At 36.4% G+C, this 21,839-nt stretch carries 18 protein-coding genes and 3 pseudogenes; 6 read left to right on the plus strand and 15 right to left on the minus strand.

The window, feature by feature from the left end; translation table 11 throughout:
* Window positions 1–5: 5 nt before the first annotated feature.
* Window positions 6–392 carry a (2Fe-2S) ferredoxin domain-containing protein gene (locus QFZ72_RS28215; RefSeq protein WP_307440385.1) on the minus strand — a complete coding sequence of 129 codons (387 nt, stop codon included), beginning with the start codon at window positions 390–392 and terminating at the stop codon, window positions 6–8.
* A gap of 190 nt (window positions 393–582) precedes the next feature.
* Here QFZ72_RS28215 and dcd point away from each other — a divergent pair, with 190 nt between their 5' ends.
* The 4 genes and pseudogenes from dcd to QFZ72_RS28235 all read left to right on the plus strand — a co-directional run bounded on the left by dcd (window position 583) and on the right by QFZ72_RS28235 (window position 2,737).
* Entirely contained in the window at window positions 583–1,155 is a 573-nt protein-coding gene (gene dcd, locus QFZ72_RS28220) for a dCTP deaminase (RefSeq protein ID WP_307440387.1), read from the plus strand.
* A gap of 20 nt (window positions 1,156–1,175) precedes the next feature.
* Entirely contained in the window at window positions 1,176–1,697 is a 522-nt protein-coding gene (locus QFZ72_RS28225; RefSeq protein WP_307440391.1) for a MogA/MoaB family molybdenum cofactor biosynthesis protein, read from the plus strand.
* Window positions 1,696–1,854: pseudogene (locus tag QFZ72_RS28230) on the plus strand (Tn3 family transposase); the annotation flags it as partial. The gene QFZ72_RS28225 and the pseudogene QFZ72_RS28230, both read left to right, overlap by 2 nt.
* Before the next feature lie 508 nt (window positions 1,855–2,362).
* Window positions 2,363–2,737 (plus strand): hypothetical protein, encoded by a 375-nt coding sequence (locus tag QFZ72_RS28235; protein ID WP_307440394.1) that lies wholly within the window; start codon window positions 2,363–2,365, stop codon window positions 2,735–2,737.
* 374 nt (window positions 2,738–3,111) lie between these two features.
* Here QFZ72_RS28235 and QFZ72_RS28240 read toward each other — a convergent pair whose 3' ends face one another.
* Window positions 3,112–3,492, minus strand: a complete 381-nt coding sequence (locus QFZ72_RS28240) for a potassium channel family protein (protein ID WP_307440397.1) — start codon at window positions 3,490–3,492, stop codon at window positions 3,112–3,114.
* 105 nt (window positions 3,493–3,597) lie between these two features.
* Here QFZ72_RS28240 and QFZ72_RS28245 point away from each other — a divergent pair.
* Window positions 3,598–4,951: pseudogene (locus QFZ72_RS28245) on the plus strand (TrkH family potassium uptake protein).
* 525 nt (window positions 4,952–5,476) lie between these two features.
* On the opposite strand, the gene QFZ72_RS28250 reads toward QFZ72_RS28245, so the two are convergent.
* From QFZ72_RS28250 to QFZ72_RS28275, 6 genes and pseudogenes are all read right to left on the minus strand, one after another.
* A complete protein-coding gene (locus QFZ72_RS28250) occupies window positions 5,477–5,992 on the minus strand; it encodes a hypothetical protein (RefSeq protein WP_307440399.1) in 516 nt (171 codons plus the stop codon).
* 178 nt (window positions 5,993–6,170) lie between these two features.
* Window positions 6,171–6,569, minus strand: a complete 399-nt coding sequence (locus QFZ72_RS28255; RefSeq protein ID WP_307440402.1) for a DUF3888 domain-containing protein — start codon at window positions 6,567–6,569, stop codon at window positions 6,171–6,173.
* A gap of 369 nt (window positions 6,570–6,938) precedes the next feature.
* Window positions 6,939–8,210, minus strand: coding sequence for a metal-dependent hydrolase family protein (locus tag QFZ72_RS28260; protein ID WP_307440404.1), 1,272 nt, complete (start codon window positions 8,208–8,210; stop codon window positions 6,939–6,941).
* 73 nt (window positions 8,211–8,283) lie between these two features.
* Window positions 8,284–9,471 carry a hypothetical protein gene (locus QFZ72_RS28265; protein ID WP_307440405.1) on the minus strand — a complete coding sequence of 396 codons (1,188 nt, stop codon included), beginning with the start codon at window positions 9,469–9,471 and terminating at the stop codon, window positions 8,284–8,286.
* Window positions 9,472–9,515: 44 nt separating this feature from the next.
* Complete coding sequence (locus QFZ72_RS28270; RefSeq protein WP_307440408.1) at window positions 9,516–10,706, minus strand: amidohydrolase; 1,191 nt, start codon at window positions 10,704–10,706, stop codon at window positions 9,516–9,518.
* A gap of 4 nt (window positions 10,707–10,710) precedes the next feature.
* Window positions 10,711–11,896 (minus strand): annotated as a pseudogene (locus tag QFZ72_RS28275) (amidohydrolase).
* A gap of 251 nt (window positions 11,897–12,147) precedes the next feature.
* Between QFZ72_RS28275 and QFZ72_RS28280 the strand changes: the two are divergent.
* Entirely contained in the window at window positions 12,148–13,098 is a 951-nt protein-coding gene (locus QFZ72_RS28280) for a LysR family transcriptional regulator (RefSeq protein ID WP_307440409.1), read from the plus strand.
* A 1,771-nt stretch (window positions 13,099–14,869) separates the two neighbouring features.
* Here the strand turns inward: QFZ72_RS28280 and QFZ72_RS28285 are convergent.
* From QFZ72_RS28285 to fabF, 7 genes are all read right to left on the minus strand, one after another.
* Window positions 14,870–16,060, minus strand: coding sequence for an MFS transporter (locus QFZ72_RS28285; RefSeq protein WP_307440411.1), 1,191 nt, complete (start codon window positions 16,058–16,060; stop codon window positions 14,870–14,872).
* A 106-nt stretch (window positions 16,061–16,166) separates the two neighbouring features.
* Entirely contained in the window at window positions 16,167–17,267 is a 1,101-nt protein-coding gene (locus QFZ72_RS28290; RefSeq protein ID WP_307440413.1) for an alkene reductase, read from the minus strand.
* A gap of 80 nt (window positions 17,268–17,347) precedes the next feature.
* Complete coding sequence (locus tag QFZ72_RS28295) at window positions 17,348–17,611, minus strand: ArsR/SmtB family transcription factor (protein ID WP_251438192.1); 264 nt, start codon at window positions 17,609–17,611, stop codon at window positions 17,348–17,350.
* 438 nt (window positions 17,612–18,049) lie between these two features.
* Window positions 18,050–18,247, minus strand: a complete 198-nt coding sequence (locus QFZ72_RS28300; protein ID WP_251438193.1) for a hypothetical protein — start codon at window positions 18,245–18,247, stop codon at window positions 18,050–18,052.
* 195 nt (window positions 18,248–18,442) lie between these two features.
* Window positions 18,443–19,111 (minus strand): NAD(P)H-dependent oxidoreductase, encoded by a 669-nt coding sequence (locus QFZ72_RS28305; RefSeq protein WP_307440415.1) that lies wholly within the window; start codon window positions 19,109–19,111, stop codon window positions 18,443–18,445.
* Window positions 19,095–19,382, minus strand: coding sequence for an ArsR/SmtB family transcription factor (locus QFZ72_RS28310; RefSeq protein ID WP_307440416.1), 288 nt, complete (start codon window positions 19,380–19,382; stop codon window positions 19,095–19,097). Before QFZ72_RS28310 ends, QFZ72_RS28305 begins: the two co-directional genes overlap by 17 nt.
* A 493-nt stretch (window positions 19,383–19,875) precedes the next feature.
* Window positions 19,876–21,123, minus strand: a complete 1,248-nt coding sequence (gene fabF, locus QFZ72_RS28315) for a beta-ketoacyl-ACP synthase II (RefSeq protein WP_251438195.1) — start codon at window positions 21,121–21,123, stop codon at window positions 19,876–19,878.
* Between the last annotated feature and the right edge of the window lie 716 nt (window positions 21,124–21,839).

Here is a 21,839-nt window from a genome sequence, read left to right on the forward strand (position 1 = left end):
TGGGCTTATTTTGAGACTCTAATGACGTTTTCCTTTTCCTTTTGAACTCCTTTTACAGCATGAGGAGATCGGTCAAAACCGCTCCCATTAAAGACATGGCTTACCTTTTCCTTATATACCTCTCCTTCAAGAAGAGAGTCGACAAAACAAGAGGCCTCTTGCGGCTGTAAGTCCATATACCAGGTTCCCGATGGATAATCGATGACCACACACTTATCATGACATCGTCCATTGCATCGTGTCCGAGTCGTGTGAATGACCTCATCCAAGTCTCGGTCCGAAATCTCTTTTCGGATGACTTGGGTTAATTCTTCTGCTCCGGCTTTATTACAGCTGCTTCCGTTGCAAAGCATCAAATGATGTTTTGTGTTCGTTAAATCCCATGTAGCCATATGTGTGTCCTCCTTATCACCTTACGATCGTTTAAATCAATGGCGGTCGATACATAATCAGGCACCTTAAAAAAACTTGTTCAAATTGAAGAGAAGTGGTAGATTATGAATAACCATTATAAATCGTAATCATTACGTTTTGCAAGTGGAGTGTTTACTATCTTTTCAATAACCTTGGAGGTCTTTATGTATGATTCTTTCCCACCAATCCATTCAAAAGAAGATGATGGATAAAAAGCTGCAGATTACTCCCATCACAGAAACTCAATTTCAGCCTGCTTCCGTTGATTTGCGTTTAGGGAATCATTTTTTAAGCCTTGATGAAACTTCTGTTCCTTATCTCTCATTAGAAAAGGCGGCTAGTTATAAAGAGTTTTGCGAGGATAAGATTCTTATTCCTCCCCATGGATTTGTCCTTGGCACGACTCTCGAATGGATTAAACTTCCAAATAACGTTACGGCATTCGTCGAAGGCAGGAGTTCCATCGGGAGACTCGGGCTCTTCATCCAAAATGCAGGGTGGGTTGACCCTGGATTTGAAGGAAACATTACCCTCGAACTGTACAATGCCAATCAGGTGCCCATTGAGTTGAGCTCAGGAAGACGAATTTGCCAGCTCGTGTTTGCCGATTTGGATCAAGAGGGGCCAGCCTATTGCGGGAAGTATTCTGGCCAGGATCGGGCGTTTGAAAGCAGGATATACTTGGATGAAGAGTGCAGGAAAAAGAGTGATCTCTGTAAAACGTTTAAAGAATTTGATTGATCAAAAAAGGAGGCATCAAAATGAGTGTACAGCAGCATAAAGCAGAAGCTCCAATAAATTTGATTTGCATGATTATAACAGTCAGTGATACGCGCATCTTTGAGACGGACAAAAGCGGAAAGTTGATCAAGAGCTTGCTGGATGACTATTCTTGTACAGTAAAAGATTATCTGATTGTCAGGGACGAATACGAAGAGATTCTGGAAGCCATCAAAAAAGGCTGTGCGAATGAGGAAATTGATGTGATCTTGCTTAATGGCGGAACAGGAATTGCTAAACGGGATGTAACCATTGAGGCTGTTCAAAGCCTATTGGAAAAAGAATTAACCGGATTCGGAGAAATCTTTCGGATGTTGAGTTATACGGAAGATATTGGCTCAGCTGCCATTATGAGCAGAGCCATTGCTGGAGTTGCAAATGATACCGCTATTTTCTCCATGCCGGGTTCTTCTGGAGCTGTCTCTCTTGCGATGAAAAAAATGATTCTGCTTGAGATGGCACATGTTGTGAGGGAGATACGAAAAGATCATCAAGTAAAATAAAGCAACAAAAACGCTAAAACAAAAAGGGACACTACAGGAAGAATTGTTACAGCACATTTCTCCATTAGGATGGGAGCATATTAATTTTCTGGGTGAATATAGATTTGATTTACAACGAATTCCTACAATAAATTCTTTACGTCCTCTTAATCAATAAAAAATGAAGCCGATATTCCTTAGCGTACAGAATATCGGCTAACTTTATGTTCAAATTTGCTTAGCGTACAAAATTCGCGTTTTTTGCTCTGGACCCCATTAATTTGCATTTTTTTATTTTTACCTTCTCATTCCATTTTTGTTGTAGAATCATCTATGACATGATTATCTTCTCTTCCAACAATCAATTACCTGCTTTTGTATACGTTAATTTCGAACATTGCTGCCACTTTACTTCAATATATAGGTGAGATCTCCTTCTTGAAGAAACGCACCCGTTCAACAAAAAACTACAATATTGGTAGCCTAATTCTCCTTTTATCCCGAGTGGATAATATTCCATATAAAAAGGACACTTTTAGCTAACTAAATGAATCGACTTTTTATTTGTCTTATTCATTTAAAGCGCCCGATTGTTGAATAACCCTGAATCTGACGTAAATACTAAAGTCGAAAATATATAACTTAGAAAGGAAAGTATTATCATTAGAAAATTAACATTAGTTATAATGCTTATTACATTGATTCCACTTACTGGATTTGATAGGGCAAGTCAATTAGAAATATCAAATATTCAAACCACAATTATTAAAGCAGAAAAAATTCTTCGTTACGATATTAAATTAAAAAATACAGGTTCAACCCCATTTAAAAGTGAATTTGATTACCCTGGGCAGAATCCTTACGGACGCGAAGTAGTTGTAACACCAAACAAAAAATTAGCCTCCAAAATGGAAATATTAAGAGGAAGTCAGTTTATTAAAATGACTTCAATGGGTAGTGGAAGCACTGAAATGATAGAGACAGGAACTGAGGGTTCTTTTCACGTTGAATACAGAATTAAAAATGATATAGACCTAAAAGGTATTGAAAAATTGATTTGAAAGAGTTTTACGTGAAGTTGACAATCAAACTCTTATTAATACTTTATCAATAAGAAATTTGAATAAAAAGGCACATTGCTTTGCTCAAATATTACTAAGGGAAAATATACAAAAAGCTAAATGTGCAGGTGCTGATGAAGTGATTTTTAACAATGATGTTCTTGTAGAAATGTTAAGCTCTTGTATAAGAAAAAAAGAAAAAAATAGGTTATGTATTATAAAGTGACTGATTAATGGGATAAAGAGAAAAAAGCATTTGTTTTTATATATTGATTCTTAGATCTTATCCATTGGAAACAGTAGAATAGATAGTGCTCAGTAGTAACTAAAGCATGGATCTATCCTAGTACCTATACTAACTAGGTATTTAACGTTTATACCTCATTTTCCTCAAAACGTGTCAAACCCTCATTATCACCAATAACAAACAATATATCATTTTCTAATATTATAGCCGAAGGTGATATAATCATTTTATTATTTCTTTGAATTCCAATAATGGTACAACCATACCGTGCTCTAGCATCTAAATCAAGAAGGCTTCTATTACTCAATTTTTTTGTAGCTTTGATTTCAACAAGACTATAATCAGAGGAAAGTTCAATATAATCAATAATCTTTTCTGATCCGATGTAATGAGCAATTCGTCTTGCCATATCATGTTCAGGCAATATAACACGATCCGCACCTATTTTCTCAAGTACTTTCTTGTGATAGAGATTAGATGCCTTAACCCATACTTGTTTAATTCCCATTTCCTGTAGCCAAGAAGTTGGGGATAATTCTAAAACCTCCTAAAGCAAGTGAGAGATAAACCATTAATAAGATATTTATCTAATAAATGTAGTAAAGGAGATATCATGTTAAAAGCCAATCAAAACCAAAGAAGAACAATACGATTGCATCCTGCACATATATTGCTGCTTGGATTTATGGGATTAATATTACTTGGAACCTGTTTGTTAATGATTCCTTTTGCTACGAGTGACCGGCATCATCTAAGTTTCATTGATGCTCTTTTTGAAGCAACCTCTGCTGTTTGTGTAACTGGGTTAGCTGTCGTTGATACGGGCACCACGTTTACATTGTTCGGAGAAATTGTCTTACTGGTGCTTATCCAATTAGGCGGTTGGGGGTTTATGACCAGTGGAATTCTAATGTTTATTATTCTTGGAAAAAAAATCGGGTTGAAACAAAGGCTATATGCTGCAAGAATCTATAAACTCTTTCTCTATGCAAGGAATCATTAAATTAGTCCAGCGTATCATCATTATTACCTTAATAGTTGAAGCGATTGGAGCGCTAGCTCTTGCCATTCGTTGGTCACAAGAGATGAGTTTGGGAAAAGCCATTTATTTCGGAATATTCCATTCTATCTCTGCATTTAATAATGCTGGTTTTGGCTTAGAACCAGACAGTTTAAGTAAATGGGTAGGCGATCCAACTGTAAACATCTTCATTACTTTATTATTTATACTTGGTGGAATTGGATTCTTTGTAGTAGCAGATATTTATGAAAAGAAGCGTTTTAAAAAGTTTTCTCTCCACACCAAGATTACATTGTTATTTACAATCCTAATTAATGTAGTTAGCACACTGATTATATTTGCATTAGAGTTTAATAATCCTGCTACATTAGGGAATTTAGGGACGAATGATAAATGGTGGGCTGCTTACTTTCAAGGGGTTGTACCTCGAACGGCAGGCTTCAATACTGTAGATATAAGTCAATTAACGTTAAGTTCACAAGTTTATATAACAGGCTTAATGTTTATAGGAGCATCTTCTGGTTCTACTGGAGGAGGAATTAAAGTGACCACTTTTGCTTTATTGCTCTTCGCGCTATGGTCCGTATTAAGGAATAAAGAAGATATAAATATTTATAATCGCAGGATACCTAAATCCCTTGTGTTTAGGGCTTTATCAATTGCCGTTTCAGGCATTATCTTTATTTTTGTCATTTTCTTCTTGCTTACCATTACAGAAAGAGGAGCTGATATGTCTAAGTTGGCATTTGAAACAGTCTCAGCCTTTGGAACAGTTGGATTAAGTGCTGGCTTAACTCCGGAGTTAAGCCCTATGGGACGTATACTCATCACTATTATGATGTTTATCGGAAGAGTTGGCCCATTAACTATGGCCTTCGCACTTGCACTCCGTTCAAATAATAATGCAAAAATACGTTATGCTGAAGAGAAAATACTAATTGGATAAATTGACATTAAATGGACAACTCTAACCGCTCTTCCATAAATGTTAATTTATACAGAGAACCAGGTGAATAAAGATAAATTGATTGCTCTTCAATCAGAAGCTAGTCAATTTATCTTTATATGGGAAAAATTTAAGTACAAGGTTCTTTTTAGTTCTGTTATTATTTCTGCGAGCATGTTGGGGAACTCATCCATGTTGGATGCAGTTATCAGATTAGCTCGGTAGCTGGAGAAACCAAAGGATATCCCTGTAGCACAGGAGGTAAAGAGTAATCTGCTTTAATTGGAAAATGGTTTTTTACTTTACAATAATAAATCATTCAGATTGTGATGTTTTTCACTTAAACTAACCTGCTTATATTTAAGTACATTCCTTCACATCTCATAAAATAATAACAAGTATTAATTGAAGTTCTTACTCCATTAAATGGCCCGATTGTGGAATAAGGATTTAAATCAAAGTTAACTGTATTGACAAAATTGACATAAAAGAATAATGGGATTTTGCTCTATCCAACTCGTGAACTTATATTCCATTTTCCAGTAATCTTAAAATTTCAATTGTAAAACCTATAGTAGAAAATATTGCAATGGAAAAAATGAAAATAAAATACGAATATCTAATGAGTAAAGGGAATTTATTAAATGGGAATTTTAAGGATATTTGTTCCAGAATAAAAAACATAACCGCCACAAATATAGAAATAAAGCTAAAACCACTAGTATAAGAAAGAAACAGAAAGCTAAATAGAATACTAAAACCTAAATATAAAACAAATTTGAATAAAACTTTTGAGTTCAAAGGGACTTTATTTGAAAATGCCTCAGTTAAAACTGATATAGGTAAAGCGTAAAATATAACCCCTAAGAAAAGGAAGAAATGAATATAGGTATATGTGAATAAGTCTTTTAACTCAAATTTTATTAATCCTATCATATTTAAAGTGAAAGAAATTAAACACAATGATAATACATATAGAACAAAAGAGACATTTACTTTATTTAGTATCAAATACCAGTTATCACTATAATTCTTCATCAATTTTCACACCCCTAGTTTGAACACTAAAATGGACGATTACTATGTTATTCAATTAAAGCCCCCGATTGTTGAAGATCATTTATGTTGTCTTATCGAAGAATAGCGCCCGATTGCTGAAGATCGTCTTGGAACATCAATGGATACTCCAGAATAGCCCCCCCTTTAATGGAGTATGTATCTACTTAACCTGAAGAGGTTTTCGACACTTAATTTTTTTCCCATCTAACCTTTCAACAATTACATCTTTTAATGTCCACTCTGTAAGTTTTTCATTTTCGACAGTGAGGGTAAACAAATGATATGGAGGTTTATGTGCTCCCTCAAATGTTTGGAATTGATATGTTATTTCGTAAGCGTAACCCATATTCGGTTTTCTTTTGACCTCAATAAACTTACAGAAAGTGGACTGTTTGATTTCACCAAAATAATCATTAATTGCTTTATCTTCTAATGGGTCTAAAAATGTAAAGATGACATCTTCCAGTAACATTTCATATCGAGTTTTTTCTGTTTCTGCTTGTACAGGAGTTATAGAAATTAAACTAAGGATACAGGTGATTAAAAGAAATTTCTTCATTCCAATACCTACTTTCATTTTTTCAATTGTTTATAGGTATTTTTCCCAATATATGAATCAACATCCCTCTTGTAGTAACCTGTCCCGTTCGTTTAAGTACAATCCTTCATAATCTCAACTATATTTAAACATATTCAATTTTTTTTAAAGGTGTTGTTCAATTATCTGGCCCTTTTCTGGAATAAGTGAGATGAGGTTTGAAACATCTTTTTTGTAAATGAAACGACTTTATTATAAGGGAAACATCTTTATTGTCACTCAATAGTAGCAAAAAACGAACAGAGGGGGAACCCATATCCCCCAGAATTTATCTTTCTTTCAAAAAAGCCTAAATCCCATACTGAATTCAGGCATTTTTATGATTAAAAATTATCGTTGAACGGCCGTTTGTTTACTTTTAACACGGATGTCTTTTTCGATGATTCCATCTTTGACAACCACGACAATATTATCGCTATCTTCCAGGGACCTAATGTTTTCCAACGGATTGGTTTTGGTAATAATAAAGTCTGCTAATTTTCCGGTTTCAATAGTGCCCAGTTTATCTCCCCAGCCCATGCATTCTGCCGCTACTTTAGTTGTTGCAACGATCGCTTCCATTGGCGACATCCCAATATCGCACATAAGACCTAGTTCACGCAGGTTTGTTCCATGCAGCATTACCCCTGCATCAGTTCCCATGGCAATTTTCACCCCCGCGTTATAGGCTTTGGAAATACTCTCCCGATGAATTTCTACCACTTCACGTGCCTTTTCTACTGCATATGCAGGCATATCTTCATTGACTTTACTTGCTTCCAGTACGGAAACAGGGGCAAGCAGGGTTGGAACAAGATACGTTCCTTTTACGAGCATAAGTTCAATCGCCTCATCATCAAGGTAAATGCCATGCTCGATGGAATGGATACCAGCCCGGACAGCATTTTTAATTCCTTCCGTCCCTTGAGCATGGGCCATAACCTTAACTCCACGGCGGTAGGCTGCCTCTTGAACGATGATGGATAACTCCTCTTGTGAAAATTGGGTGAATTCTGGATGGTCAGTGGGGCTCATGACACCTCCTGTTGCGTGCACTTTAATAATATCAGAGCCAGCTCGCAGCATTTCTCTTACCTTTTTCCGAACTTGTTCCGGACCGTCACATATACCGGAAGGCATTCCCGGATAGCTTTTGCTTGTGACATCGATACCGGAACGCATCCAGGAGTCTCCATGCCCGCCTGTAATCGTTAAAGGATTAATACTAATTTGCATGCGCGGCCCTTTGACCAACCCTTTTTCGACCGCCTGCTTGACTCCGAAATCCGTGAAACCCGCGTCTCGAACCGAGGTAATTCCAACATACAAGGTTCGCTTCATATATTCGATTGCCTCATAGAATTTAAGAGAAAATGGTGTGACCAACATCTCGCGCATATCCTTTATTTCGACCATCATATGAACATGGGTATCGATCAATCCCGGCAGAATAAAGCCGCCTTGGGCATCCAAAATTTCAATCGTCTCATTAGGGAGGTTAATGTCATGGATGGTACCCACTGATACAATACGATTGTCTTTACACAAAACTGCGGCATTCGTACTGATTCCCTTGCCTGTCCCGTCGATAAGACTTCCATTTTTCACTAATTTATAGGCCATTTTTCGATCCCCCTATAATGAATTTAAAAACCTTCAATCTTCAAGAAACTTCGGGCGGTGACAGGCACCGGCCCTATAATGTTTTTACAAGAATGCTGGCAATAATAACAGATGCGATGGTAACGGAAGTAAATCCGCCAATGAGCATCGGTGGCAAGATTTCGCCCAGGATTTTCTCCTCTTCTTCCTTCGTCCTTCCAATACTTCGGCTAACTTCTTGTGACACAAGATAGTCACCCGGAAAACCATACAATGCTGTTAAAACAACGGGAATTCCTTTATTAGAGTCCCATTTAAATAATTTTGAACCAATAAATCCTCCGATAACGAGGCCAATGGTACCTACGATAAGGATCACGGCAACGGCCGGCAAAACGCTGACCATTTGTTCTAACGTAATGGAGGCTAACGAACCAAGAACAAGGAATACTAAACCAACCATCGCAATGCTAAATCCATTCGCCTTTTCTAATGACTTTTCAGGATAAAAACCAAAGTAAGCACCGATAATCCCGATGGCTAAACCCCAAAGGCTATAGCTAATGCCGGTAAGACCATCTAACCATACAGATAAGGCACCACCAATAAAGATTAAGAATAATAGAATAAAGGCACTATCCATATACTTCTCTGGAATAAGACTTCTTTTTTTGGACACTTCACTTTGTGTACCCCGTTCTATTACATCATCATCAGCAATAGCTGCTGCAGCGAATGTACCTGCTTCCATCGTTCGACGAAGATTCATTGCATGTCTTCGTAACAAAAGGGTTGTTAATGGCATGCCAACGACTCCTTGTAGAGTAAGAACAATAATAGGAATGGCAAGTAGAGCTGTTAATCCGGCTTTTTGAAGAGCCTCAGACGTGACCAGATAGGCAATCAAACCACCTGTTAATGGCCCTGCTCCTGCCACTGCCGTTTTATAATCAAAGATTAGGGGCACCACAAGAAGCATCAAAGCAATAGAACAGGCCAAACCGATCAAGGTAATTAAAACAGCTTTATATTGACTTTTCATGACCTTCATTGGGATTAAGGTTCCCATGTGTACGAGCAAAGCCGGCTGCAACACCGTACCGACAACGGCAAATGTCGAGGCTTCAATGATATTAGAAGGTACAATTCCTGTTTTAAAACCAGTAAAAATAATGATCATGACTACAAGCAAAGTTGGCACTTTAGCTCTCGTCCAAATAGAGATAATTTCTCCTACCGTAATGATGGCTAAAACGATTAATGTCGCGATGACCGGATTCATGACACTTCCTACCTTCTTTCTGACATTTATTTGTTTACAATCTATTACTCTTTCTTATTGAGCTTAAACGGTGCATGGACCAGAAGCTTTAACCCATGCTCAAGCGCAGCTTCATCAACTGAAAACCTTGGATGATGATGCGGATAAACCATTCCCATTTCTTCATTTCCTGCAGCAACCATTAGAAAGCAGCCCGGGACCACCTGTGAAAATGCTGAAAAATCTTCACTTCCCATCATGGCACCGGATTCTAAATGGAGAATAAACTCCTCTCCGAGTACCTCTCCAATGAGTTCTTCCATTTTCTTTGTCAGTTTTTCCTCATTGACAACGGAGCTGTAGCCAAATTCATAATCAAAATCATACCAAGCCCCATGAGCTTCCGTAATTCCCTTAACGATCCTTTCCATTAATTTAGGAATCTCTTCTCTCACTTTTGGATCAAAGCTTCGAACGGTACCATTTAATTCTACGGATTGCGGGATGATATTTTGTGCCGAACCGCCATGGATTTGTGTAACAGAAATAACCGACTTTTCACTTGTGGCGATATTCCGCGATACGATATGCTGAAGGTTGCTTACGACTTCGGCACTAATGACAACAGGGTCAATGGCCGTATTTGGCTGCGAGGAATGACCGCCCTTGCCTTTAATCGTTATATTGAACACATCACAGTTTGCGGAAACAGGGCCATAGCCGATGCCGATTTTACCTGTTTGGAACGGTGAGGCTAAATGTAAACCAATGATCTGGTCCACGCCATCAAGAACCCCGGCATTCACCATTTCTGCCGCTCCACCAGGAGGCAGTTCCTCCGCGTGTTGAAAAAGAAACCGGACTTCACCGCTAATGTGATCCTTTAATTGGGAAAGAACTTTCGCAGCTCCCAAGAGCATGGCAGTATGGCCATCGTGACCACAGGCATGCATAACACCCGGATTTTTCGAAACAAAATCAAAGTCATTTTCCTCATGGATTGGAAGCGCATCCATATCTGCCCTTAAGGCAAGGACACGTCCTGGTTGAGTGCCAATTAACCGTGCAACGACACTTGTTTTGGTTGGTCTCGAAATTTGCAAATTCCGAAAGCTTTCAAGAGTTTCATAGACAAATTGAGATGTCTTTTTCTCTTTAAACGATAATTCAGGATGTTGATGGAGATATCTTCTCCACTCTATCACAGTGTCTTTCACTGAATGGATTAATTCGTCCACTTTAATGGTTCCAATCATTCTCTTAACCCCTTCCTAAAATTTTCTTTGAAAGAGAGACAAAAATACGAACTCCATACTCCAAAGATTCCTCATCAATGTCAAAACGCGGGTGATGGTGTGGATGAACAATTCCTTTCTTCGCATTTCCCGCTCCTACAGGAATAAAACAGCCAGGTGCTTTTTCCAAGTAGGCGGAAAAATCTTCTCCTCCCATTGCCCCTTCTCCATAGAGAACAAATTCGCTACCAAACTCTTCGGTAATGCATCCTTCCACGATTTTGGTTAAGTCAGCATCATTAAAAACGGTACTGTAGCCGTAATGATATTGAAATTCATAAGAGCCGCCGTGAGCTTGTGTAACCCCTTTTGCGATTCGTTCAATTAACGAAATGGCTTGCTCTCTCACTTTCGGACTAAAGGACCTGACGGAACCACCAATTTGAACAAATTCCGGAATCACATTTTTGGCGCTGCCAGCTTGAAGCGTGGTCGTAGAAATGACTAATTTTTCTTTTGGATCCAAATTTCTCGAGACGATCTGCTGAAGATTTGTAATGAACTGAGCAGTCATAACGATTGGATCAATGGAATTTTCAGGCTCTGATGAGTGTCCGCCTTTACCGATAATTTTTAGATCAAACATATCCGAGTTTGCCGTAACCGGTCCATAGACAATGCCAATTTTGCCTATAGGCAGTGTCGACATAAGGTGGATTCCGACAATATAATCGACATCATCGACAACTCCTGCTTTTCACTAATTCCTGTGCACCGCCAGGCGGCAGCTCTTCCGCATGCTGAAAAATAAATCTGACTTCTCCTTTGATCTCATCCTTCATTTGTGTTAAGACTTTTGCGGCACCAAGCAGCATGGCTGTATGTCCGTCATGACCACAGGCATGCATGACTCCAAAATTTCCCGAAGTATAGTCCATATTATTTTCTTCATGGATGGGAAGAGCATCCATATCCGCACGCAGACCTAAAACTTTTCCCGGCTGGCTTCCCATTAGTGAAGCGACCACGCTCGTTTTGGTTGGTCGGGTTACTGTTAGTCCGCCAAATGATATAAGCTCATCATAGACAAACTGGGAGGTTTTTTCTTCTTGAAAGGACAATTCAGGATTTTGATGAAGATATCTTCGCCAGTTCCTTACGGTGTCCTTAACAGCAGCTATCATTTGACCTTCTAAACTTGTATGAAACATTCTTTCACCCCTAGTATTTAGAATAATTAATTTTTTCAGAAAATAATTTTCGGTTAATTTAGCATAGCATTTTCTTTGTACTCAAAAGTAATAAATAATTTTTATATCCTCTAAAAGACTATATAATGCGTTTTTCTGGGCCATAGAAACTATTTATGGGATAATTTACACCAATCATTCGTATTGAGCACATAGAAAAATTATTATAAAATCTATAAAAAGATAGAATATTCTATCAAAGGAGTGTTTGAATGGATTTACAAGGTCTGGAGTCTTTTTTAACAGTTGCTCAGAAAAAAAGTATTTCCAAAGCTGCCGCTTATCTTCACATAACTCAGCCTACATTAAGTACGCGGATTCGGAAATTGGAAAAAGATCTTGGTTTTCAGCTGCTGGAAAGAAGTTGGGAAGGGATAAAGCTATCCAAACAGGGCCAATACTTTTTACCCTATGTTGTACACATTCTTCACGAATTAAGTAATGCTTCAACCGTAATAAAGGACTTTCATGACCTTGTCTCTAAAACGCCCGTTCAAGAAGTAAGCAAGCATAATGAGTGTTTACGAATAGGAATCAACCTATGGCTTGCTCCCGTTTTTACCAATGCCATTATTACCGAGCTTAGCCAACACTTTCCACACCTCGAATTTAGTTTTATTACTCGTCCGACAAATACGTTAAAAGAATTGATGGAATATGATGAGATTCATATGGCCATTTATTATCAAAATGAGAAAAGAACCAGGCATTTTAGCCAGGTTCTGTTTAAAGATGAGATGGTGCTTTTATGTTCGAATGAGGATTGGAATATGATTGGCAAGGATATCAATAATATCAATAATATCATGTATTTAAACAAGCCCTACTTACTTTTTGATAATCCTGTAATAGCCAACAATACTAAATTCATCAACACTTTAAGGAGCAGATTAAATATTCAAAAGTGTCGAATGGTGGATCATGTCAATGTCATGCTTAGTTTGGTTACTTCCAATAAAGGATACAGCGTATTGCCGAAAACTGGTTTACACCAATTGGGAGATTTAACCTCCCTTCCAGTAAAAACAGTTCCATTAGGGAATTCATTTCCAAGTATTGATATTCATTTGGAATATGATATAAACTCACCACTTATTACGCCTATAAAATCTATTGAAAAGATGTTATTAACTTCTTCGTTTGAGACTGAATTTGCTAGTTAACACAAATAATTAATATTTTCACCAGAACCATTATTTACATAATAGAAACTTTAGGAAGTAAGCATATTTAAAACCCCCTTGGTGTCTAAAGGGGTTCAACATGCCCAAATCCACCATTTATGAAGGGTTTTATACATGGTTGATAAATCAAAGTTTTGGCTTCTGAAGAAGCCTAACAGCTGTATGAAATCCCATTTTTTATACAACCATTTATTCAACTAAATGGCCCGATTGTTCAGTAAGCAAGTTTAACAAAATCTGTATAAATATTTATGACTATACAGTTTCTCTCTGAGAAATGATTCAAAAAGATTAATAAATATACTGCCGAAAAATACATCAATTAAATGCCAGAAACAATTTCAGTTGTAGCCTTGAAATAAAGTTTGATTAAATTAACTCTATAAACCTTGATAAAAGAGCAAATAGAAAGAGCATGTTTTGAAAAAGTTTGATCAAAATAAGCTCTTAATATATTCAAGTGAATCAGTCTTTTATAAAACAGTTTGATAATTTCTGTGATCCTTATTCAATTAAAGCGCCCGATTGTTGAATAAGAATGCTTCTTTTTAGCCTCCGTCAATTACTCCGTATCTATTTTGTTTTCCCATCCAAGAACTAGCATCACGCCACTTTAGACTCTTGGAAGAAATCCAGCTATTAGTGCCAAGTGTATAATCTTTGGGTTCCCAATCATAGTCATCAGCCCAATAAAATAAACCTTTTTGTAAAATCAGTTTTGCATCATAAATGATTGAATCGTAATTAATTGGACTTGGAACGATGTGAAATTGGGTTACACCTTCAAATAATAACTCAATTGCAGAAGGGTCACGAAACTGCCTTTGGAAATGTATTCGTACATTAATATCGAGTTGGGTGACATACCCATCGATAAATTTTCATCAACATAACTCTCAGTCCACATATATAATTCCTTTAAACAACTATCATGAAATCTACTAAATTTGTCCAAAAGTTTTTCAATATCTTTACTATCTTTAACTTCTATCCAATCCATCGGATACCACCCACTTATTAGGTATTCTTTTCACATTAAATAATAGGACTCCATCAGTTAGATAAATATGGAAAATCAACATTTCAATTTACAGGAATTTTAGATGATGTAATAAGTGGGTTTTTCCATTCCATTCGATGATACATTGCTCTACACCTAAAACGGCTGTTCTGGTTTCGTGATTTGCTTATGAATCCATTCCTTAATTGAAGGCAATATCTCATTATTAAATTGAATATTTGCCATTTGGGGATAGAGGTCTTGGGGTATTGGATAGAAACTAATATTTATTTTTTTATCTCTGTTACAGGAAATCGATGCTACTACAGTACCTTTAAGTTGTGGTGGGCGTGAACATCGACTATCAAATTCAAATTTTCTTTTTTGACCAAAAGAAATATAAATATCTTCTTCTTTGGATAAATTAAACTTAATTTGCTGTTTATTGTTGCGTAAGTTTCTAATTTGTTGAGATTTCGATAAAAACCATCCTCAATTCCCCACCCCCATAAATTGTGACAACAATTAATAGTCCACCTCATTTTATTTATTCCCTGCTTAATACTCTTATTGAAGTAATCTGCCTGTTAGTACAACAAGCAAAAAAAAATCGCCGCAGCTAAAATGGACCGCCCATTTTTTTATAACTTATCTAAAAGACTATTAACCCTATATAAAAAGGCTAGTCGATTGACTAGCCAAATTGTGTAAACAAAATGCAAAGATAACGATTTAAGACTCCCAATTTGATCAAGCTCGCTTTTGTGCCGCAAAATCTTGGTTGACTACCTTTTTATTATTTAAGAAACGTGATAATCCCAATGTTGTAATACTTGCAAACACAACACTTAACGCACTGAACCATGTAATTGAAGTTAATGATATTTGCCCCACAATTACTCCACCTAAACCTGCACCAAAAGCAAAACCTAATTGCATCATGGATTGGTTCAGACCCAGCAACACATCTGAGGATTCAGGTGATATCGTTGCTAAATTATATTGCTGAGTTGCACCTGATGACCAGGCTGCAAATGACCAGACTGTCAATATAATAAATACTGCAATATTTGAATGTGATATGAATGAAAGCACGACTAAAGATGTTACGTTTACAAGTAACCCTCTTTTTAATGTGAAAATTACGCCTTTTTTATCTGCCCTTAAGCCACCTAGTTTAGAACCAAATAAGCTTGCAACTCCAAGAACAAGAAAAGTAATGCTTAAAAGATGATCACTCATACCTACAGTATTTACAAGGAATGGAGATAAATAAGTAAAAATAATCGCGTACCCTGTCATTAAAAAGAAGGTGATTGATAATGCTAAAGCAATTTTTGGTTTTTTGAACATAGCAATTTGTCTCGTTAAAGGGATTGAAGCATCACCATTCATTTTTGGTATTGTATTTATAACAATAAAAATGACAAATAAAACTAATAATGCGATACCGATAAATACAAATTTCCAGCCATACGTAGATGTAATAAAACGTCCAATAGGAACGCCAATGATTAATGATGCGGTAAATCCCATGACAACTGTTGCAATTGAACTTGCCTTTTTATTAGCAGGGGCAATCTTTGCTGCGATACTTAAAACTGTAACGACTGCTACACCTGTACTTAAAGCCATAATAATGCGAGCAATCATAAATAATCCATACCCTGGTACAATCACTGAAAGTAAATTTCCTACAATAAAAACAAATAACGTATAGATCAGTAATTTACGTCTTTCCATTTTAGACGTTAATACCATTAATATAGGTGTACCGATTGCATAGGCTAATGAAAAGGCTGTAATTAATTGACCAGCCGCTCCAATTGACACTCCTAGAGCATCTGCCATTTTATCCAAAATACCTGAGATGATGTATTGTGAAGTACCAACTAAAAAACTTATCAATGCTAAAATATAAATCTTTGCTGTATTTGACATGTGAAATTTTCTCCTCAATATCACTATTAATTTCTATATTTCTATAAAAACTGAAATAATATACAAAATGAAAGAATCTATATAAGCTTCATTCTATTCTAGTGCTTTAAATTAATGTACTATGATGCTTCTTACTATCGTATTCTTCCAATTCTTTACCATTTTTTAAACGATGAATAAAATCAGGATTAGAAATTAATGGACGTCCGAAAGCAGCGACATCAATTATTCCTTCTTCAATCGCCTGATTCGCCATTTCTGGATTTAATGTACCTACCCCAATAATGACACCGTCCCAGTATTTTCGGACTAATTGATGCATCGTTTTTCCATTTGCAAGCACTCGATCAAATTGCATAATAGATGGGTGAACCATTGTTGCACCCGCTTCCTTAAATGCCTCAACAAATGTACGAATAGCCATTTCTGGATCTTCCCACATGTAATTTGGTATATCTGTTTTATGAGCAGAGAATCGGATCATTGTTCGTTCTGTACCGATTGCGTCGATAACTGCTTTAATTACTTCCTTCATGAACGTTAATCTTTGAGCAAGGTCACCACCATATTCGTCTGTACGATGATTTGTTATATCTGAATTAAATTGGTCAATTAAGTATCCGTGGGCACCGTTAATTTCCACACCATCAAAACCTGCTGCTATTGCATTTTTCGCAGCTTGCGCAAATTGATTGATTACTTCATTAATATCTTCAATTGTCATTTCTTCAGGAACATCATATGGCTTACGGAAACGAGAGACAAGGCCTTCAGCGGGAATAGCTGATGGTGCTTGAGGAGGCAGATTTCCAGCAAGATCGTTATGAGATAAACGACCAACATGCCATATTTGAGCGATCATTGTTCCTCCCTCTTTATGCACAGCATCAGTCACTTTTTTCCATCCCTTTATTTGTTCATCTGAATAAATGCCTGGAATTCCAGGATAGCCTTTTCCACGAGGACTAATGATCGTTCCTTCTGAAATGATTAAACCAACTCCATCGGCAGCACGTTTTCGGTAATATTCAACAATATCCTCTCCTACTACCCCCGTTTGATCGTCTGCAAAGGTTCTTGTTAATGGTGCCATTGCGATACGAGAGCGTAAATTCCAAGCTCCGATTTTTATCGGTTCGAACAATTTACTTTCTAAACCATTTTTTAAATTTCCCCAAGAATTTGTTTCTTTGCTAATTTGACCCATACATTTTCCTCCGTTCATTTCGGTTATTCGTTATTTCTATAAATACTGAAATTTAAATTAAAATTATTCCGCTTTGAAATTTAAAACAAAGCGGGAGCGTATTGTGCAAGGACTTCTCGTTGTAAACTGTAATATCTGAAGGTTCCCTCTCTACGAACTGCTAATAATCCGCATTCGAGTAATGGTTTTAAATGATGCGTCAATGTTGAATTGGCAGGGATTTTTAATTGATTTGCCATTTCCAGGCAAGCTAACTCTGATTGTTGAGCAAGTAATTTTACGATTTGTAAACGAGTCGATTCACCTAGTGCCTTATAGACTTTTACTGCAATATCATCATTCACCACTAAAAACCTCCTTTCAGCAATTCTTATTTTAGTATTTATAGAAATATTGTAATTAATCAGAGATGCTCTGTCAAGAGAATGCTTTTCCATTTTTTAATTCAAAGGCTGTTTTCTTAATTTAAGAATGTGATTGTGATTTCCACTTCATGATGCTCGCTTCTAAATAAAATAATTATATTAAAATATTTTTTAGTCTTCTGCACTTTAGTCTAATTATCTTTTTTAACAATATTTTCAATCTTTTTCTTTTCCAATACAATTAACCTTAACTAACGTATTTTCCAATACTGCTTTCATTGTTATTGTCGTGAATGCCGCATGTATCACCACCATACGTACCGTTAGCATTTAATCCTAACCAACGTTTTCCTAATGGGTTGCGAGGATCGCCCCCAGGAGTATGTCCCGTATAGTAAGGACGATTTTTAATTTTGTTCACGACTTTAAAAATGCCCACAGATGTTTTATCCCACGTTTTCCCGTTGCTACTGGATCAACCATTTCAATATAACCATTATAAAAATACGGAAGCTTGTTGTAGTACTTGTTAATAATGATTAAATCTTGATTCGCTGGTTTATTTGCAGCTTCTGTTTTCCCCTCATTTACTCCACATAATGCGACAATCAGCAACCAAAGTTAAAAACCCTGACGGGTTTATCAAGAAAGCGAATTGTTGGATTACGGAGTCAAAATTGCAGCTCCCGTGATAAGATGGGTTAGGGTCAACAATTTTAGGGGAAATAAAAATGTGGAAGCAGACTGAGGTTTTCGCTGTTTTTATAAAAAATAGGATGGTTAGTCAACCATCCTATTTACCTTACCTATTTACCTTGCCCATTGAACCACTTGGTCGAGGCTTCTTCTTGTTTTTTCACGTTTTGGCTCATGAATTCTATAGCCGAATGCCACCATAACGGAGACATCAAACTTGCCATCTTCAAGAAATCCTTCATTTTTCAAAATGTCATGCACCTGATCGTAGTTGAAACCTTCAATTGGGCAGGAATCAATTCCGATTTGAGCTGCAGCTGTCATCATATTACCGAGGGGGATATACGTTTGTTTACTTGCCCAGTCAAATAAGTAACGCTCGTTTTCCAATAGACGGAAATCCTCTTGGAACGTTTTCAGTCCATGAATCATTTGTTCTAAAACGTCTTCCGGCATTTTTTGGACATTTTTATAAATGTCTAAAATATAGTCAGAGTCGTAGCGCACATCTGTACGAGCAAGAAGGATGACGAAATGGCTTGCTGTTGGCAGCTGTCTTTGTGCACCCCAAGAAACGGCTTTTAATTTTTGTTTCAATTCCTCATTTTCGACCACTAAAAATTTCCACGGCTCAGACCCGATTGAACTTGGAGATAAGCGGCCAGTTTCTAAAATGAATTCAAAATCTTCATCGGAAATCCGTTTTGTCGGATCGAATTCTTTTGTAGCATAACGAAATTGATATGCCTTTAGAATTTCTTGTTTTTTATCTATGTTGTTCATCTATATACACACCTTTCGAAAAATCGTATTGTGCAAGGACTTCTCGTTGTAAACTGTAATATCTGAAGGTTCCCTCTCTGCGAACTGCTAATAATCCGCAATCGATTAATGGTTTTAAATGATGCGTCAATGTTGAATTGGCAGGGACTTTTAATTGATTTACCATTTCCATGCAAGCTAACTCTGATTGTTGAGCAAGTAATTTTACGATTTGTAAACGAGTCGATTCACCTAGTGCCTTATAGACTTTTACTGCAATATCATTATTCACCGTTAAAAACCTCCTTTCAGTTATTCTTATTTCAGTATTTCTATAAATATTGTAATTAATTAGAGGTGCTCTGTCAAGAATGTGCTTTTCCATTTTTTAATTCAAAGGCTGTTTTCTTAATTTAAGAATGTGATTGTGATTTCCACTTCATGATGCCCTCTTCTAAATAAAAAAATTATATTAAAATAACCTTTAGTCTTCCGTACTTTAGTCTAACTATCTTTTTTAACAATAATTTTCAATCTTTTTCTTTTCAAATACAATTTATTTCTTTAGAGTTTTTCACTAAAATAAAATAACGCACATCAGGTTAAATAAATATAAGAACAAATAGTCACCAAAACATAAAGACTGTATCAATGATTACCAAGTAATCATTGATACAGGCTATTTTAATATTCGTTATTTTACCATCGCCCCCGTTAGTTGAAGAAGCATCTAATTAATTAGCATTTAATCGATAAGATAATATATGACTTACCGATTAATCCTTTTATTTAGTCTTAACTATCGAAAACTTCTTAAATGCCAAGACTGCATTATGTCCTCCAAAACCAAAACCATTAGAAATAGCATAGTTTATTTCTGTCTTAACTGCATGGTTTGGAACGTAATCTAAATCACAATTTTCATCTGGTATTTCGTAATTAATAGTGGGAGGAGCTATATCTTCCATGATACTTTTGAGTGCTATAATGGACTCAATTCCCCCTGCAGCTCCGAAAAGGTGTCCAGTCATTGATTTGGTAGAACTCACCTTTAAATTATAAGCATGAATACCAAAAACACTTTTAATTGCTTTAGTTTCTGATTTATCTCCTTCAGGGGTACTAGTTCCATGGGCATTTATATAATTTACATCAGTAAGGTTGATTTCACCCATTTCTAAAGCTAATTTCATAGCATTTGCTGCACCGTTATAATCAGGGGAAGTAATATGATAGGCATCCGTTGTGGAACCATATCCTACAATTTCTCCTAAAATTGTCGCTCCTCTTTCTTTAGCGTGTTCATACTCTTCAAGGAATAATACACCTGCTCCTTCTGACATAACAAAGCCATCACGTTGACTGTCAAATGGACGGCTTGCCCTTTCTGGAATATCATTAAAAGTGGACATTGCTCTCATTCTTGAAAATCCAGCAAAAGCTAAAGGATTAATAGGAGCTTCAGCCCCTCCAGCTAATATTCCATCAGAGTAACCATGCCGAATATTTAAAAAAGCCTCCCCAATCGCTTGATTCCCTGTTGCACAAGCAGAAACAGGAGAATAGCTAGGTCCCTTAAATCCTGTTTTTATGGAAATAATACCTGAAGCCATATTACTAATCATCATAGGAACCATAAATGGAGAAACTCTTCTTGGTCCTTTTTCAATTAAGAATTTATGATTATCTAATATGGTATTAATTCCTCCAATACCTGAGCCAATATATACCCCGAATCGCTCCTTATTTATATTATCTACATCAATATTTGCTTGGTCTAAGGCTTGTTTAGCAGCAGCATAACCATATTGCACAAACAAATCATATTTCCCTAATTCTTTTTTATCAAGATATTGCTCTGCATTAAAGTCGGTAATAAAACCACCAATTTGAGTGCCTATATCTTTGAAGTCATCAGATTGAATTTTTTTGATCCCTGATTTACCTTCTTTAATATTATTCCAAAACTCTTCTACGTTATTTCCTAACGGTGAAACTACTCCATATCCAGTCACTACAACTCTACGTGGCATAATCAACACTCCTCTTAATTCTTAATTCTTCACACTATACTTAAAACGATTATTTCAAAAGACTTCTAAAAAGTTCGATTACATTTGAAAATAATGTATTCCCCCAAAACACGCTATATTGTAGTCCGCCTTTTGTGCTTGAAATCAGAAGGACAGCTAATGATTCTTTCCTGGAACATGCGAATCTATCACACTGTTTTGGATTTGAACATAGAATAATCACCTCGTTTTATGAATTATATACTTGGTATTAATACCTGGTACTAATTATACACAAAAAAAATTCTTCTTCAACTAACCTCCCTCTATAAAGAAAGGAATAACTCTGGATTTCTAGCTTTTTCTTAAGATTTCATTAGGATTTATTTTAATTAGACATCAAAGTCATGGAAGTAAGTTGAAAGTATGGTTATTTTTGGTGCGTTAGAGAAAAAAAGTCCTTAACTACCTAACCACTCCTATCCAAAAAGTGGTTACCTAGTTAAAGTATGGTTGCACTGGTGGATGTCCACATGTCTCATGGAGGTCAACCCTCCCATATCTCACAGAGTCTACGCTCCAAAATTCCTTCGTCCAACCTTTCCATGAGGTGGATGTCAGTGATGCTGCCCGACAGGATCAAAGTCCGTACTTTAATTGTTTTACTGACTAATCCGTGCTTCAAATGTCTAAATAATAATCCTAAATAAAACCTTTTGAATATTAACTAATGAACC

The sequence above is a fragment of the Bacillus sp. V2I10 genome (assembly GCF_030817055.1).
GTDB lineage: Bacteria > Bacillota > Bacilli > Bacillales > Bacillaceae > Bacillus_P.

What these genes read in the sequence shown, in the direction of transcription:
- QFZ72_RS28215 (WP_307440385.1), bottom strand. Translation starts at nt 392, where the DNA reads ATGGCTACATGGGATTTAACGAACACAAAACATCATTTGATGCTTTGC.
- dcd (WP_307440387.1), top strand. Translation starts at nt 583, where the DNA reads ATGATTCTTTCCCACCAATCCATTCAAAAGAAGATGATGGATAAAAAG.
- QFZ72_RS28225 (WP_307440391.1), top strand. Translation starts at nt 1,176, where the DNA reads ATGAGTGTACAGCAGCATAAAGCAGAAGCTCCAATAAATTTGATTTGC.
- QFZ72_RS28235 (WP_307440394.1), top strand. Translation starts at nt 2,363, where the DNA reads ATGCTTATTACATTGATTCCACTTACTGGATTTGATAGGGCAAGTCAA.
- QFZ72_RS28240 (WP_307440397.1), bottom strand. Translation starts at nt 3,492, where the DNA reads ATGGGAATTAAACAAGTATGGGTTAAGGCATCTAATCTCTATCACAAG.
- QFZ72_RS28255 (WP_307440402.1), bottom strand. Translation starts at nt 6,569, where the DNA reads ATGAAGAAATTTCTTTTAATCACCTGTATCCTTAGTTTAATTTCTATA.
- QFZ72_RS28260 (WP_307440404.1), bottom strand. Translation starts at nt 8,210, where the DNA reads ATGGCCTATAAATTAGTGAAAAATGGAAGTCTTATCGACGGGACAGGC.
- QFZ72_RS28265 (WP_307440405.1), bottom strand. Translation starts at nt 9,471, where the DNA reads ATGAATCCGGTCATCGCGACATTAATCGTTTTAGCCATCATTACGGTA.
- QFZ72_RS28270 (WP_307440408.1), bottom strand. Translation starts at nt 10,706, where the DNA reads ATGATTGGAACCATTAAAGTGGACGAATTAATCCATTCAGTGAAAGAC.
- QFZ72_RS28280 (WP_307440409.1), top strand. Translation starts at nt 12,148, where the DNA reads ATGGATTTACAAGGTCTGGAGTCTTTTTTAACAGTTGCTCAGAAAAAA.
- QFZ72_RS28285 (WP_307440411.1), bottom strand. Translation starts at nt 16,060, where the DNA reads ATGTCAAATACAGCAAAGATTTATATTTTAGCATTGATAAGTTTTTTA.
- QFZ72_RS28290 (WP_307440413.1), bottom strand. Translation starts at nt 17,267, where the DNA reads ATGGGTCAAATTAGCAAAGAAACAAATTCTTGGGGAAATTTAAAAAAT.
- QFZ72_RS28305 (WP_307440415.1), bottom strand. Translation starts at nt 19,111, where the DNA reads ATGAACAACATAGATAAAAAACAAGAAATTCTAAAGGCATATCAATTT.
- fabF (WP_251438195.1), bottom strand. Translation starts at nt 21,123, where the DNA reads ATGCCACGTAGAGTTGTAGTGACTGGATATGGAGTAGTTTCACCGTTA.